Source organism: Fulvimonas yonginensis (genome assembly GCF_037137055.1).
In the GTDB taxonomy this organism is placed as follows: domain Bacteria; phylum Pseudomonadota; class Gammaproteobacteria; order Xanthomonadales; family Rhodanobacteraceae; genus Frateuria_A; species Frateuria_A yonginensis.
In genome coordinates this window covers 297,472-311,861 of record NZ_JBBBNY010000002.1, presented here as the reverse complement: position 1 = coordinate 311,861, position 14,390 = coordinate 297,472, and the positions used below count along the sequence as shown (strand labels likewise).

Annotated in this window: 9 protein-coding genes; all 9 read right to left on the bottom strand. The window is 66.2% G+C overall.

Going from position 1 to position 14,390, the window contains the following annotated elements; translation table 11 throughout:
* Positions 1 to 100: GTP-binding protein (locus tag WAT24_RS04590; protein WP_031270842.1), on the bottom strand; the 100-nt coding region annotated here is incomplete at its 3' end.
* A gap of 156 nt (positions 101 to 256) precedes the next feature.
* Positions 257 to 2,374 (bottom strand): elongation factor G, encoded by a 2,118-nt coding sequence (fusA, locus tag WAT24_RS04585; protein WP_336806648.1) that lies wholly within the window; start codon positions 2,372 to 2,374, stop codon positions 257 to 259.
* A gap of 178 nt (positions 2,375 to 2,552) precedes the next feature.
* A complete protein-coding gene (gene rpsG, locus WAT24_RS04580) occupies positions 2,553 to 3,020 on the bottom strand; it encodes a 30S ribosomal protein S7 (protein WP_336806647.1) in 468 nt (155 codons plus the stop codon).
* Between the two features lie 78 nt (positions 3,021 to 3,098).
* A complete protein-coding gene (rpsL, locus tag WAT24_RS04575; RefSeq protein WP_209620135.1) occupies positions 3,099 to 3,473 on the bottom strand; it encodes a 30S ribosomal protein S12 in 375 nt (124 codons plus the stop codon).
* Positions 3,474 to 3,645: 172 nt separating this feature from the next.
* Positions 3,646 to 7,860, bottom strand: a complete 4,215-nt coding sequence (gene rpoC / locus WAT24_RS04570; protein WP_336806646.1) for a DNA-directed RNA polymerase subunit beta' — start codon at positions 7,858 to 7,860, stop codon at positions 3,646 to 3,648.
* An 87-nt stretch (positions 7,861 to 7,947) separates the two neighbouring features.
* Positions 7,948 to 12,108 (bottom strand): DNA-directed RNA polymerase subunit beta, encoded by a 4,161-nt coding sequence (gene rpoB, locus WAT24_RS04565; protein ID WP_336806645.1) that lies wholly within the window; start codon positions 12,106 to 12,108, stop codon positions 7,948 to 7,950.
* A gap of 288 nt (positions 12,109 to 12,396) precedes the next feature.
* A complete protein-coding gene (gene rplL / locus WAT24_RS04560; RefSeq protein ID WP_336806644.1) occupies positions 12,397 to 12,768 on the bottom strand; it encodes a 50S ribosomal protein L7/L12 in 372 nt (123 codons plus the stop codon).
* A 47-nt stretch (positions 12,769 to 12,815) separates the two neighbouring features.
* The gene (gene rplJ / locus WAT24_RS04555; RefSeq protein ID WP_336806643.1) at positions 12,816 to 13,340 is read right to left on the bottom strand and encodes a 50S ribosomal protein L10; all 525 of its coding nucleotides are present in this window, start codon (positions 13,338 to 13,340) and stop codon (positions 12,816 to 12,818) included.
* Between the two features lie 340 nt (positions 13,341 to 13,680).
* Positions 13,681 to 14,388: a 50S ribosomal protein L1 gene (gene rplA / locus WAT24_RS04550; RefSeq protein ID WP_336806642.1), complete on the bottom strand. Its 708-nt coding sequence runs from the start codon at positions 14,386 to 14,388 to the stop codon at positions 13,681 to 13,683.
* Positions 14,389 to 14,390: the final 2 nt, after the last annotated feature.

Genomic DNA, 14,390 nt, shown 5'->3' with positions numbered 1-14,390 from the left:
TGGTCAGCGCCGCCGTCAGCGTCGTCTTGCCGTGGTCCACGTGACCGATCGTGCCCACGTTCACGTGCGGCTTGGTGCGTTCGAATTTACCCTTTGCCATGACTTGAGACCTCTAGATAGAACCGTTCGTCAGTGCGGCACCAGGCCGCGTCGTTTCACTTACGCGACCGCTCGGGCCGCACTGCTCTCTTTCAAGAGTGCGGCCACGAATGGCCGCTTTTTGATCTTGCTCTCGCGATCAGGACGATCGCTCCCGTCAAGCCTTCTTGATCACCTGCTCGGCGATGTTGCTCGGCGCCTCGGCGTAGTGATCGAACTCCATCGTGAACGTCGCACGACCCTGGGTCAGCGAGCGGATCGCGGTGGCGTAGCCGAACATCTCGCCCAGCGGCACCATCGCGTTGATGGTCTTGCCCGAGGGCGTGTCGTCCTGGCCCTGCAGCAGGCCGCGACGGCGGCTCAGGTCGCCCATCACGTCGCCGACGTACTCCTCCGGCGTCACCACCTCGACCTTCATGATCGGCTCGAGCAGGACCGGATCGGCTTTGCGGAAGCCTTCCTTGAAGGCCATCGAGGCGGCCAGCTTGAACGCCATCTCGGACGAGTCGACGTCGTGGTACGAACCGAAGACCAGCTTGACCTTCACGCCCACCACCGGGAAGCCGGCCAGCGGACCACTGGTGATGGTCTCGCGCAGGCCCTTCTCCACCGAAGGAATGAATTCCTTCGGGATCACGCCACCGGTGATCTCGTTGATGAACAGGAAATCGTCCTTGACGTCCGGATTCTTCTTGTCCTCGTCGGTCATCGGCGACAGCTCGATCACCACGTGGCCGTACTGGCCCTTGCCGCCCGACTGCTTGGCGTGCTTGTAGTCGGACTTGACGTCGCTCTTGCGGATGGTCTCGCGGTACGCCACCTGCGGCTTGCCGACGTTCGCCTCGACGTTGAACTCGCGACGCATGCGGTCGACGATGATGTCCAGGTGCAGCTCGCCCATGCCGGAGATGATGGTCTGGCCCGATTCCTCGTCGGTGCGCACACGGAAGGACGGATCCTCCGCGGCCAGGCGGCCGAGGGCGATGCCCATCTTCTCCTGGTCGGACTTGGTCTTGGGCTCGACCGCCATCGAGATCACCGGCTCGGGGAACGTCATGCGCTCCAGGGTGATCACGTGGTCCATCGCGCACAGCGTGTCGCCGGTGGTGACGTCCTTCAGGCCGACCGCCGCGGCGATGTCGCCGGCGCGGACTTCCTTGATCTCCTGGCGCTCGTTCGCGTGCATCTGCAGGATGCGGCCGATGCGCTCCTTCTTCGACTTGACCGGGTTGTAGACCTGGTCGCCGGCGTTCAGCGTGCCCGAGTAGACACGGAAGAAGGTCAGCGAGCCCACGAACGGGTCGGTCATGATCTTGAACGCGAGCGCGGAGAACGGCGCATTGTCGTCCGCCTTGCGGGTCGCCTCGTTCTCGTTCTCGTCCACGCCGGTCACCGGCGGACGATCGGCCGGCGACGGCAGCAGGTTGACCACCGCGTCCAGCATCGCCTGCACGCCCTTGTTCTTGAAGGCGGTGCCGCAGTAGACCGGGATGATTTCGCTGGACAGCGTGCGCTGGCGCAGGCCGCCGACGATCTCGGCCTCGGAGAGGTCGCCCTCTTCGAGGTACTTGTTCATCAGCTCCTCGGTCGCCTCGGCGGCCGACTCGACCATGAAACTGCGCGCCTCGGCGGCCTTGTCCGCGAGGTTGGCCGGGATGTCCTGGTACTCGAACTTCATGCCCTGGGACTCCATGTCCCAGATGATCGCCTTCATCTTGAGCAGGTCGATCACGCCCTCGAAGTTGTCCTCGGCGCCGATCGGCACCTGCATCGGCACCGGGTTGGCACCCAGGCGCGCCTTCAGCTGGTCGACGACCTTGTAGAAGTTCGCGCCGGTGCGGTCCATCTTGTTGACGAACGCGAGGCGCGGCACCTTGTACTTGTTGGCCTGGCGCCAGACGGTCTCGGACTGCGGCTGGACGCCACCCACGGCGCACAGCACGAACACGGCGCCGTCGAGCACGCGCAACGAACGCTCGACTTCGATGGTGAAGTCGACGTGCCCGGGAGTGTCGATGATGTTGAAGCGGTGCTCGGGCAGCGAGCGGTCCATGCCCTTCCAGAACGCCGTGGTGGCCGCGGAAGTGATGGTGATGCCGCGCTCCTGCTCCTGCTCCATCCAGTCCATGGTGGCCGCACCGTCGTGCACCTCGCCAATCTTGTGACTGACACCGGTGTAGAACAGGATGCGCTCCGTGGTGGTGGTCTTGCCGGCATCGATGTGGGCCATGATGCCGAAGTTGCGGTAGCGCTCGATGGGAGTGGTGCGTGCCATGGATATATACCTTTACCGGGCGACCCTGCCCTGATTGCTGCGGCCGTCCGGGCCGCGCTTCATTTAATAAGAGTCCGCCACGAGTGGCGGATCGTCCTCGCCGCCACGGGGCGGCCGGATGCCGGCATCCGCCGCAGCGGAGACGTCCCGCCGCGGTCCGCGGCAGGGCGCCGGACCGTTACCAGCGGTAGTGCGAGAATGCCTTGTTGGCTTCCGCCATGCGGTGGGTTTCCTCGCGCTTCTTGATCGCGCCGCCGCGGTTCTCCGAAGCCTCCAGCAGCTCGGCCGCGAGCTTGCGTGGCATCGAGGTCTCGCCGCGCTTGCGCGCCGCATCGATCACCCAGCGCATCGCCAGCGCCATGCGGCGGCCCGGGCGCACTTCGACCGGCACCTGGTAGGTAGCGCCACCGACGCGGCGGGACTTCACCTCGACGGCCGGGGCGACGTTGCCCAGCGCCTTCTCCACCAGAGCCACCGGCTCGGCGTGCTTTTCGCCCAGATGGGTCAGGGCGCCATAGACGATGCTCTCGGCGACCGACTTCTTGCCGCTCTTCATCACCATGTTGATGAAGCGGGCGATCAGCTGGCTGCCGTGCTTGGGATCGGGCAGCACCAGGCGGGCGGGATGGGAACCTTTACGCGACATGTTTGGAGTCCGTGATTTTTCGCGGACCTTCCTGTCCGCCTGAAGACGCAGCCGTCCTGGCCGCGGAGATCAAATGGGTTACTTCTTCGGGCGCTTGGCGCCGTACTTGGAGCGGGCCTGGCGGCGCTTGGTCACGCCGGCGCAGTCGAGGCTGCCGCGCACGGTGTGGTAGCGCACGCCCGGCAGGTCCTTCACACGGCCACCGCGGATCAGCACGACCGAGTGCTCCTGCAGGTTGTGGCCCTCGCCGCCGATGTAGCTGATGACCTCGTAACCGTTGGTCAGGCGCACCTTGGCGACCTTGCGCAACGCCGAGTTCGGCTTCTTCGGGGTGGTCGTGTACACGCGCGTGCAGACGCCACGACGCTGCGGGCTGCTCTGCAGGGCCGGCGAAGCGCTCTTGTAGGTCTTCGGGCTGCGGTTCTTGCGCACCAACTGGTTGACTGTCGTCATGCGAAGCTTTTCCTGAGAAACATAAAGGCAGACCGAAACTCGGTCTGCCAAGAAGCGGGAATTTAACATGGGCGCCCTGCACCAGGCAAGGCGACGCCCTGTCGTCCATGACCCGAACACGAGGCGCGTCCCTGCACCTCATTTCGTATGTCAGCGAGCGCAGCCCAAGGGCTTACTCGGCACCTTCATCGCTACCGGCAGTGGCTTCCGCGAACGTCGTCGCGGAGGAGGAACCGGAAAGGGTTTCCAGCTCCGAAGCGGTCAACCCGCCCTGGCGACGACGCTGCGCGTGGTACGCCAGACCCGTACCCGCCGGAATCAGACGGCCGACAATAACATTTTCCTTGAGCCCCCGCAAGGTATCGCGGGTGCCACGGACGGCCGCCTCGGTCAGCACGCGGGTGGTCTCCTGGAAGGAGGCCGCCGAGATGAACGACTCGGTCGCCAGCGAGGCCTTGGTGATGCCCAGCAGCACCGACTGGTACTCGGCCGGACGCTCGCCACGCTTGATGGCCCGCTCGTTCTCCTCGTTGATCCGCACGCGCTCGACCTGTTCGCCGCGCAGGTAGTGGCTGTCGCCCGGGTCGGTGATCTCGACCTTGCGCAGCATCTGGCGAATGATCGCTTCGATGTGCTTGTCGTTGATCTTCACGCCCTGCAGGCGGTAGACGTCCTGGATCTCCTTGACCAGGTAGGCCGCCAGCGGCTCCACGCCCAGCAGGCGCAGGATGTCGTGCGGATTGGGCTCGCCGTCGACCACGGTCTCGCCCTTCTCCACGTGCTCGCCCTCGAACACGATGACCTGACGCCACTTCGGGATCAGCTCCTCGTGCTCGTTGCCGTCGGCGTCCTTGATGATCAGGCGCTGCTTGCCCTTGGTGTCCTTGCCGAAGCTGACCACGCCGGAGCGCTCGGCCAGGATCGCCGGCTCCTTCGGCTTGCGCGCTTCGAACAGATCGGCCACGCGCGGCAGACCGCCGGTGATGTCGCGGGTCTTGGAGGTTTCCTGCGGGATACGCGCGATGACGTCGCCCACGCCCACTTCCACGCCATTCTGGATCGACACGATCGCGCCGGCCGGCAGCATGTACTGCGCCGGCACGTCGGTGCCCGGCAGCTTGAGCTCGCGGCCCTTGGCGTCTTCCAGGCGCACGATCGGGCGCAGATCCTTGGCCGCGGTGCCGCGGCGCTTCGGATCGGTCACCACCGCCGACTCCAGGCCGGTCAGCTCGTCGGTCTGGCTCTGCACGGTGACGCCATCGATGAAGTCGATGAAGCGCACGGTACCGGCCACCTCCGAGACGATCGGGTGGGTGTGCGGATCCCAGTTAGCCACGGTCTGGCCGGCCTTGACCGGATCGCCGTCCTTGACCGCGATGGTGGCGCCGTACGGCACCTTGTAGCGCTCGCGCTCGCGGCCGTTGGCGTCGATCACCGACACCTCGCCCGAACGCGACACCGCCACCAGGTGGCCCTGCGCGTGCTGCACGGTCTTGAGGTTGTTGAACTTCAGCGTGCCGGTGGTCTTGACCGAGACGTTGTCCACCGCGGCGGCACGGGAGGCGGCGCCACCGATGTGGAAGGTACGCATGGTCAGCTGCGTGCCCGGCTCGCCGATCGACTGCGCGGCGACCACGCCCACGGCCTCGCCCATGTTGACCAGGTGGCCACGGGCCAGGTCGCGGCCGTAGCACAGCGCGCACACGCCGTGGCTGGCCTCGCAGGTGATCGGCGAGCGGACCTTGACCGACTGCACGCCGGCCTTGTCCAGCTTCTCGACCAGGGTCTCGTCCAGCAGCGTGTCGCGGGTGACGATCGGATCCTCGTCGTTGCCCGGGCCGTACACGTCCTCGACCACCACGCGACCCAGCACGCGTTCGCGCAGCGGCTCGACCACGTCGCCGCCCTCGACGATCGGCTGCATCAGGATGCCGTTCTCGGTGCCGCAGTCGTTCTCGGTGACCACCACGTCCTGCGCCACGTCGACCAGGCGGCGGGTCAGGTAGCCGGAGTTCGCCGTCTTCAACGCGGTGTCCGCCAGGCCCTTGCGGGCGCCGTGGGTCGAGTTGAAGTACTGCAGCACGTTCAGGCCTTCGCGGAAGTTGGCCTTGATCGGCGTCTCGATGATCGAGCCGTCCGGGCGGGCCATCAGGCCGCGCATGCCGGCCAGCTGGCGGATCTGCGCCACGCTACCGCGCGCGCCGGAGTCGGCCATGATGTACAGCGAGTTCATCGACTTCTGCGCGACGGTCTTGCCCTCGGCGTCGGTCACCTTCTCGGTGCCGATGCCGTCGATCATCGCCTTGGCGACCAGCTCGTTGGTGCGCGACCAGATGTCGACCACCTTGTTGTAGCGCTCGCCGGCGGTGACCAGGCCTGACTGGTACTGCTCCTGGATCTCGACCACTTCCTTCTCGGCCTCTTCCAGGATCGCCTTCTTCTCGGCCGGGATGATCATGTCATCGATGCCGATCGAGATGCCCGCACGGGTGGCGAAGCGGAAGCCGGTGTACATCAGCTGGTCCGCGAAGATCACCGTGTCCTTCAGGCCCAGGCGGCGGTAGCAGGCATTGATCAGGCGCGAGATGTTCTTCTTGGTCAGCTCCGTGTTGGCCAGCTCGAAGGGCAGGCCCTCTGGCATGATCTCGGCCAGCAGCGCGCGGCCCACGGTGGTCTCCACCAGCGAGGTGCTGGTGCTGCGCTCGCCATCCTCGCCGATGGTCACCTGCTTCATGCGCACCTTGACCCGGGCGTGCAGCTCGACCGCGCGGTTGTCGTAGGCGCGGCGCACCTCGGAGATGCCCGAGAACACCATGCCGGTGCCCTTGGCGTTCACCAGTTCGCGGGTCATGTAGTACAGGCCCAGCACCACGTCCTGGGTCGGCACGATGATCGGCTCGCCGTTGGCGGGCGAGAGGATGTTGTTGGTCGCCATCATCAGGGCGCGCGCTTCCAGCTGCGCCTCGATCGAGAGCGGCACGTGCACGGCCATCTGGTCGCCGTCGAAGTCCGCGTTGAAGGCGGTACAGACCAGCGGATGCAGCTGGATCGCCTTGCCTTCGATCAGCTTCGGCTCGAACGCCTGGATGCCCAGACGATGCAGGGTCGGCGCACGGTTGAGCAGCACCGGGTGCTCGCGGATCACCTCTTCCAGGATGTCCCACACCATCGGCTCTTCGCGCTCGACCAGCTTCTTGGCCGCCTTGATGGTGGTGGCCTCGCCGCGGGCCTGCAGCTTGGCGAAGATGAACGGCTTGAACAGCTCCAGCGCCATCTTCTTGGGCAGGCCGCACTGGTGCAGACGCAGCGTCGGACCGACCACGATCACCGAGCGGCCGGAGTAGTCCACGCGCTTGCCGAGCAGGTTCTGGCGGAACCGGCCCTGCTTGCCCTTGATCATGTCGGCCAGCGACTTCAGCGCGCGCTTGTTGGTGCCGGTGATGGCACGGCCGCGACGGCCGTTGTCCAGCAGCGCGTCGACCGACTCCTGCAGCATGCGCTTCTCGTTGCGCACGATGATGTCGGGCGCATTGAGCTCGAGCAGGCGCTTGAGGCGGTTGTTGCGGTTGATGACGCGGCGATAGAGGTCGTTGAGGTCGGAGGTCGCGAAGCGGCCGCCGTCCAGCGGCACCAGCGGACGCAGGTCCGGCGGCAGCACCGGCAGCACGGTCATGACCATCCACTCGGGCCGGTTGCCCGACTCGATGAAGGCCTCGATCAGCTTGACGCGCTTGGTCAGGCGCTTGAGCTTGGTCTCGGAGTTGGTCGAGGCGATCTCTTCCTTGAGGCGGATCACCTCGCCCTGCAGGTCGATCGACTTGAGCAGCTCGTAGACCGCCTCGGCGCCCATGCGGGCGTCGAACTCGTCGCCGTGCTCCTCGGTGGCTTCCAGGTACTGGTCCTCGCTGAGCAGCTGGCCGCGCTCGAGCGCAGTCAGGCCCGGATCGATCACCACGTAGGCCTCGAAATAGAGGATGCGCTCGATGTCGCGCAGGGTCATGTCCAGCATCAGGCCGATGCGCGAAGGCAGCGACTTGAGGAACCAGATGTGCGCGGTCGGGCTGGCCAGCTCGATGTGGCCCATGCGCTCGCGGCGCACCTTGGCCAGGGTCACTTCCGTGCCGCACTTCTCGCAGACCACGCCGCGGTGCTTCATGCGCTTGTACTTGCCGCACAGGCACTCGTAGTCCTTGACCGGGCCGAAGATGGCCGCGCAGAACAGGCCGTCGCGCTCCGGCTTGAAGGTGCGGTAGTTGATCGTCTCGGGCTTCTTCACCTCGCCGTACGACCACGAGCGGATCAGCTCCGGCGACGCCAGCGCGATCTTGATCGCGTCGAAGTCGGGCGTGGTGCGCTGCTGGTTGAAAAGGTTGAGCAGGTCTTTCATGGGTGTCTCCGATCGGAGCGAATGCTTTGGGTCGAGGGTCCGTGATTCACAGGGAGAGGGACGGGGCCCGCCACGCGGGCCCGTCGATCACTTCGCCTCTTCCAGGTCGATGTCGATGCCGAGCGAGCGGATTTCCTTCACCAGCACGTTGAAGGATTCCGGCATGCCGGCTGCCATCTCGTGGTTGCCGTCGACGATGTTCTTGTACATCTGGTTGCGGCCCTGCACGTCGTCGGACTTCACCGTCAGCATTTCCTGCAGGGTGTAGGCCGCGCCGTAGGCTTCCAGCGCCCAGACTTCCATCTCACCGAAGCGCTGGCCGCCGAACTGCGCCTTGCCGCCCAGCGGCTGCTGGGTGACCAGCGAGTACGGGCCGGTGGAACGCGCGTGCATCTTGTCGTCGACCAGGTGGTTGAGCTTCAGGTAATGCATGTAGCCCACGGTCACCGGGCGATCGAACGCCTCGCCGGTGCGGCCGTCGTACAGCGTGGTCTGGCCCGATTCGGGCAGATCCGCCAGCTTCAGCATCGCCTTGATCTCGGTCTCCTCGGCGCCGTCGAACACCGGCGTCGCCATCGGCACGCCTTCCTGCAGGTTGGTCGCCAGCGTGCGGATCTCGTCGTCGGTCAGCGACTTCAGATCCACGTGCTGGGTCGCCCCCGCCACGTGATGGTTGTAGACCTGATCCAGGAACTCGCGGATCTTGCCCACCTTCTCCTGCGCCTCGAGCATCTTCTGGATCTTCTTGCCCAGGCCCTTGGCGGCCCAGCCCAGGTGCACCTCGAGGATCTGGCCGATGTTCATACGCGAAGGCACGCCCAGCGGGTTCAGCACGATGTCCACCGGCGTGCCGTCGGCCATGAACGGCATGTCCTCGACCGGCACCACGTTGGACACCACGCCCTTGTTGCCGTGGCGGCCAGCCATCTTGTCGCCCGGCTGGATGCGGCGCTTCACGGCCAGGAACACCTTGACCATCTTCAGCACGCCCGGCGCGAGGTCGTCGCCCTGGGTGATCTTGGCCTGCTTCTCCTTGAAGCGCCGGTCGAACTCCTCCTTGTGGCGCTTGACCTGCTCGGCCGCGCGCTCGAGGAACTCGGTGACCTCCTCGTCCTTGACGTTGATCTTGAACCAGTCGTCCTTCTTCAGGCCGTCCAGGTAGGCGTCGGTGATCTCGGTGCCGCGCTTGAGGCCGCCCGGACCGCTCATCGCGGTCCTGCCGACCAGCTGCGCGCGCATGCGGTTGTAGATCGCGCCCTCAAGGATGCGGAACTGATCATCGAAGTCCTTGCGGATCCGCTTGATCTCCATCTCCTCGATCTGCTTGGCGCGCTTGTCCTTCTCGATGCCGTCGCGGGTGAACACCTGCACGTCGATGACGGTGCCGTCCATGCCCGGCGGCACGCGCAGCGAGCTGTCCTTCACGTCGGACGCCTTCTCGCCGAAGATCGCGCGCAGCAGCTTCTCCTCCGGCGTCAGCTGGCTCTCGCCCTTGGGCGTGACCTTGCCGACCAGGATGTCGCCCGCCTTCACCTCGGCGCCGATGTACACGATGCCGGACTCGTCGAGTCGGGCAAGGGCCTGCTCACCCACGTTCGGGATGTCGGCGGTGATTTCCTCCGCGCCCAGCTTGGTGTCGCGCGCGATGCAGGACAGCTCCTCGATGTGGATCGAGGTGTAGCGGTCCTCCTGCACGACCCGCTCGGAGAGCAGGATCGAGTCCTCGAAGTTGTAGCCGTTCCACGGCATGAAGGCGATCAGCATGTTCTGGCCGAGCGCGAGCTCGCCGAGGTCCGTGGACGAGCCGTCCGCCAGCGTGTCGCCCTTGGCCACCACGTCACCGACGTTCACCAGCGGGCGCTGGTTGAGGTTGGTGTTCTGGTTGGAGCGGGTGTACTTGGTCAGCGTGTAGATGTCGACGCCGGCGTCGTTGTCGCCGACCTCTTCCTCGTTCACGCGCACCACGATGCGCGCCGCGTCGACCTGGTCGATCACGCCGCCGCGCTTGGCGCTGACGATGACGCCCGAGTCGCGCGCCACCGCGCGCTCGATGCCGGTACCGACCAGCGGTGTCTGCGAACGCAGCGTCGGCACCGCCTGGCGCTGCATGTTGGCGCCCATCAGCGCGCGGTTCGCGTCGTCGTGCTCCAGGAACGGCACCAGCGCCGCCGCGACCGACACGGTCTGCATCGGCGACACGTCCATGTAGTCCACTTCCTTCGCCGGGCGCAGCTCCGATTCGCCGCGGAAGCGGCACGACACGAAGTCCTCGGTGAAGCTGCCGTCCTTGTTGAGCGGCGAGTTCGCCTGGGCGATGACGTGGTCGCCTTCCTCGATCGCGGACAGGTAATCGACCTTGTCGGTCACCTTGCCGTTCTCGACCTTGCGGTACGGCGTCTCCAGGAAGCCGTACTGGTTGGTGCGGGCGTACACGGCCAGCGAGTTGATCAGGCCGATGTTCGGGCCTTCCGGCGTCTCGATGGTGCAGACGCGGCCGTAATGGGTCGGATGCACGTCGCGCACCTCGAAGCCGGCGCGCTCGCGGGTCAGGCCGCCCGGGCCGAGCGCCGAGACGCGGCGCTTGTGGGTCACTTCCGACAGCGGGTTGTTCTGGTCCATGAACTGTGACAGCTGCGAGGAGCCGAAGAACTCCTTCACCGCCGCGGCGACCGGCTTGGCGTTGATCAGCTCCTGCGGGGTCAGGCCCTCGGACTCGGCCAGCGACAGGCGCTCGCGCACGGCGCGCTCCACGCGCACCAGGCCGATGCGGAAGGTGTTCTCCGCCATCTCGCCGACCGAGCGCACGCGACGGTTGCCCAGGTGGTCGATGTCGTCCACGGTGCCGTGGCCATTCTTGATGTCGATCAGCACCTTGAGCACGGCCAGGATGTCGGACTGGTCGCCCAGCTTGGCGACCAGCTCCTGCGCGGCCTCTTCCTTGCGCTCGGCGAAGTACTTGTAGTCGTACAGCACGCCGGGGCCCTCGATCTCCTGGCGGCCGACGCGGCGGTTGAACTTCATGCGGCCGACCGCCGACAGGTCGTAGCGGTCGAAGGTGAAGAACAGGTTGAAGAACAGGTTCTGCGCGGCGTCCTTGGTCGGCGGCTCGCCCGGGCGCATCATGCGGTAGATCTCCACCAGCGCCTCGAGCTGCGTCTTGGTGTTGTCGATGCGCAGGGTGTGCGAGATGTACGCGCCACGGTCCAGGTCGTTCACGTACAGCGTCGGCAAGCGTTCGATGCCGGCCTTGCGAAAGGCTTCCAGCTGCTCGGCGGTGATCTCGTCGTTGGCCGAGGCCAGCAGCTCGCCGGTCTTCGGGTCGACGATGTCGATCGCCAGGATGCGGCCGACCGGATAGTCGTCCGGCACCTCCAGCGCGGTGATGTTCTCGGCCGCGAGCTGGCGCACGTGGCGCGCGGTGATGCGCTTGCCGGCCTCGACCAGCACCTTGCCGCCGACCGCCAGGTCGAAGGTCAGCGTCTCGCCGCGCAGGCGCTCGGCGACCAGCTCGAGCGTGGTGCCGCCCTTCTTGCCCAGGTGGAACACGTTGTGCTCGAAGAAGATGGCGAGCATCTCCTCGTTGCTGTAGCCGAGCGCGCGCAGCAGCACCGTCACCGGCAGCTTGCGGCGACGGTCGATACGGGTGAACAGCGCATCCTTCGGGTCGAACTCGAAGTCCAGCCAGGAGCCGCGGTAGGGGATCACGCGCGCGGAGAACAGCAGTTTGCCCGAGCTGTGGGTCTTGCCGCGGTCATGGTCGAAGAACACGCCCGGCGAGCGATGCAGCTGCGAGACGATCACGCGCTCGGTGCCGTTGATGATGAAGGTGCCGGTCTCGGTCATGAGCGGGATCTCGCCCATGTAGACCTCCTGCTCCTTCACGTACTTGACCGCCTTCTTCGAGGCCGGGCTGTCCTTGTCGTAGATCACCAGGCGCACGGTGACGCGCAGCGGCGCGCCGAAGGTCATGCCGCGGTTGCGGCACTCGCGCTCGTCGAACGCAGGCTCGCCCAGGCGGTAGTCCACGTACTCGAGGGCGGCGTTGCCCGAATAGCTCACGATCGGGAACACCGACTTCAGCGCGGCGTGCAGACCCTTGTCCTCGCGCTGCCTGGGCGCGACGTGTTCCTGCAGGAACTCACGGTAGGAATCGGTCTGGATGGTCAGCAGGTTGGGCACGCCCAGCACGGGCGGGCGCTTGCCGAAATCCTTGCGGATGCGCTTCTTCTCGGTAAACGAGTAGGTCATGGGGTGACGCCTCGGTTCGCAGTGGCGCCGGTGGTGCACACACCGGCTAATGATGAAAAATTTCGATGGCGCATCCGGCGGGCGCGCCGCCGGCATACGGCAAAAGACAGGAATCAGAAGCCGGCGCACGGCCGGTGCCTCTCAGTCTTGCCTTCTGTCCTTGGAACCCGGATCGCGGTGCCCTGCGACCCTTGCAGCGGATGCCCTTCCGCAACGGGCAAAGCCCGGGGGCTTTCGCCCCCAGGCTTGCGTGACGCTAGACCAAACTGACGGCGCGCAAGGCGCCAATTACTTCAGCTCGACCTTGGCGCCGGCGGCTTCCAGATCCTTCTTGAACTTCTCGGCGTCTTCCTTCGACACGCCTTCCTTCAGGACGCCACCGGCCTCGGTGAGGTCCTTCGCTTCCTTCAGGCCCAGGCCGGTGATCGCGCGCACGGCCTTGATCACGTCGACCTTCTTGTCGCCGGCGTTGATCAGGACCACGTCGAACTCGGTCTTCTCTTCGGCGGCCGGGGCGGCGGCGGCCGGGCCGGCGGCCATCATGACCGGGGCGGCGGCGGTGACGCCGAACTTCTCTTCGATGGCCTTCACCAGGTCCATCACTTCCATCAGCGACTTGGCGGCGACGGCTTCAACGATCTGTTCGTTGGTCAGGGACATGTGTTTCTACCTCTGGAAAATAAAGTCGTTTGGAAAGGGTCGGCGGATCAGGCTTCGGCAGGGGCTTGCGCGGCGGCTTCGCCGCCACCCTGCTTGTCGGCCACGGCCTTGACCACACGGGCGAACATCGAAGCCGGCTCGGCCAGCACGCGGGCCAGCATCGCGAGCGCCTGCTCGCGGGTCGGCAGCGAGGCCAGCACGTCGACGTGCTCGGCGGGCAGCAGCTTGCCCTCCACCGAGACCAGCCGCGGCTTGAGCTTGTCGTTGGTCTTGGCGAATTCCTTGATCAGACGCCCGGCGGCACCGGGCTCCTCGGTCGAGAACGCGTACAGCAGCGGACCGGTCAGGGCGTCCTTGACGACCTCGAACTCGGTACCGGCCACGGCGCGCGACACCAGCGTGTTCTTGACGACTTTCAGGAACACGCCCGACTCGCGGGCCTTCTTGCGCATCGCGGTCATCTGCTCGACCGTGGTGCCCGCGTACTCGGCGGCGACCAAGGAGTGGGCCTTGGCGGCGACGTCTGCCAGCTCGGCGACTACTTCTTGCTTCTGGGACAGATTGAGAGCCATTGCACTCCTCCATTTGGAACTCCGCTTACGGCTCCTGCCGCGTGCGGTCCTGAGCGACGCCGTCCATGACGTCGGGGATGCGGCGCATCCCGGGTGGTGGCCTTTCCAGAACGTGCATTCCAGAGAAGGGCGGCACCATCTACGCCGGCTGGCCTTGCGGCCGATTAAGCGGTCGAGGCGGGCGGCGACGGCGATTCCCTGCCAGTGGCGAGCTCCCTGCCCGTCGTCGTCGCGCGCGGACCGCGCCTGCGGTCTTTGACGGCGACCCCGGCCACGTGGCCGGGGCTGCCCTCAAAAACGTGCCTTCGCGCCCGAACCGGTCGCGAAGGACTTGAACTGCTTACTTCGCGCCGGTGTTCAGCGACGCGGTGTCGACCGGCACGCCCACGCCCATCGTGCTGGACAGGGCGACCTTCTGCAGGTACTGGCCCTTGGCCGCAGCCGGCTTGGCCTTCATCAGGTCGGCGATCAGCGCGTTGAGGTTGTCGGCGAGCTGCGCGGCGTCGAAGCTGACCTTGCCGATGGTGGCGTGGATGATGCCCGCCTTGTCGTTGCGGAACTTCACCTGGCCGGCCTTGGCGTTCTTCACCGCCGTGGCGACGTCGGCGGTGACCGAACCGTCCTTCGGGTTCGGCATCAGGCCACGCGGACCGAGCAGCTGACCGAGCTTGCCGACCACGCGCATGGCGTCCGGCGTCGCGATCACGCGACCGAAGTCCAGGTCGCCGCCCTGCATGCGCTCGGCCAGGTCTTCCATGCCGACCGCGTCGGCGCCGGCGGCCTTGGCGGCCTCGGCCTTCTCGCCCGGCGGGCAGAACACGGCGACCTTGACCGTCTTGCCGGTACCGTGCGGCAGCAGCGAGGAGCCGCGCACGCCCTGGTCCGACTTCTTGGCGTCGATGCCGAGGCGCACGGCCACGTCGACGGACTCGACGAACTTGGCCTTGGCGTTGTTCTTGACGATGTTCAGGGCCTCTTCGAGGCCGTAGACCTTGCCTGGCTGCACCGCAGCCTGGGCGGCCTTCATACGCTTGGTGATCTTCGCCATGT

What these genes read in the sequence shown, in the direction of transcription:
- fusA (WP_336806648.1), bottom strand. Translation starts at nt 2,374, where the DNA reads ATGGCACGCACCACTCCCATCGAGCGCTACCGCAACTTCGGCATCATG.
- rpsG (WP_336806647.1), bottom strand. Translation starts at nt 3,020, where the DNA reads ATGTCGCGTAAAGGTTCCCATCCCGCCCGCCTGGTGCTGCCCGATCCC.
- rpsL (WP_209620135.1), bottom strand. Translation starts at nt 3,473, where the DNA reads ATGACGACAGTCAACCAGTTGGTGCGCAAGAACCGCAGCCCGAAGACC.
- rpoC (WP_336806646.1), bottom strand. Translation starts at nt 7,860, where the DNA reads ATGAAAGACCTGCTCAACCTTTTCAACCAGCAGCGCACCACGCCCGAC.
- rpoB (WP_336806645.1), bottom strand. Translation starts at nt 12,108, where the DNA reads ATGACCTACTCGTTTACCGAGAAGAAGCGCATCCGCAAGGATTTCGGC.
- rplL (WP_336806644.1), bottom strand. Translation starts at nt 12,768, where the DNA reads ATGTCCCTGACCAACGAACAGATCGTTGAAGCCGTCGCCGCCAAGTCG.
- rplJ (WP_336806643.1), bottom strand. Translation starts at nt 13,340, where the DNA reads ATGGCTCTCAATCTGTCCCAGAAGCAAGAAGTAGTCGCCGAGCTGGCA.
- rplA (WP_336806642.1), bottom strand. Translation starts at nt 14,388, where the DNA reads ATGGCGAAGATCACCAAGCGTATGAAGGCCGCCCAGGCTGCGGTGCAG.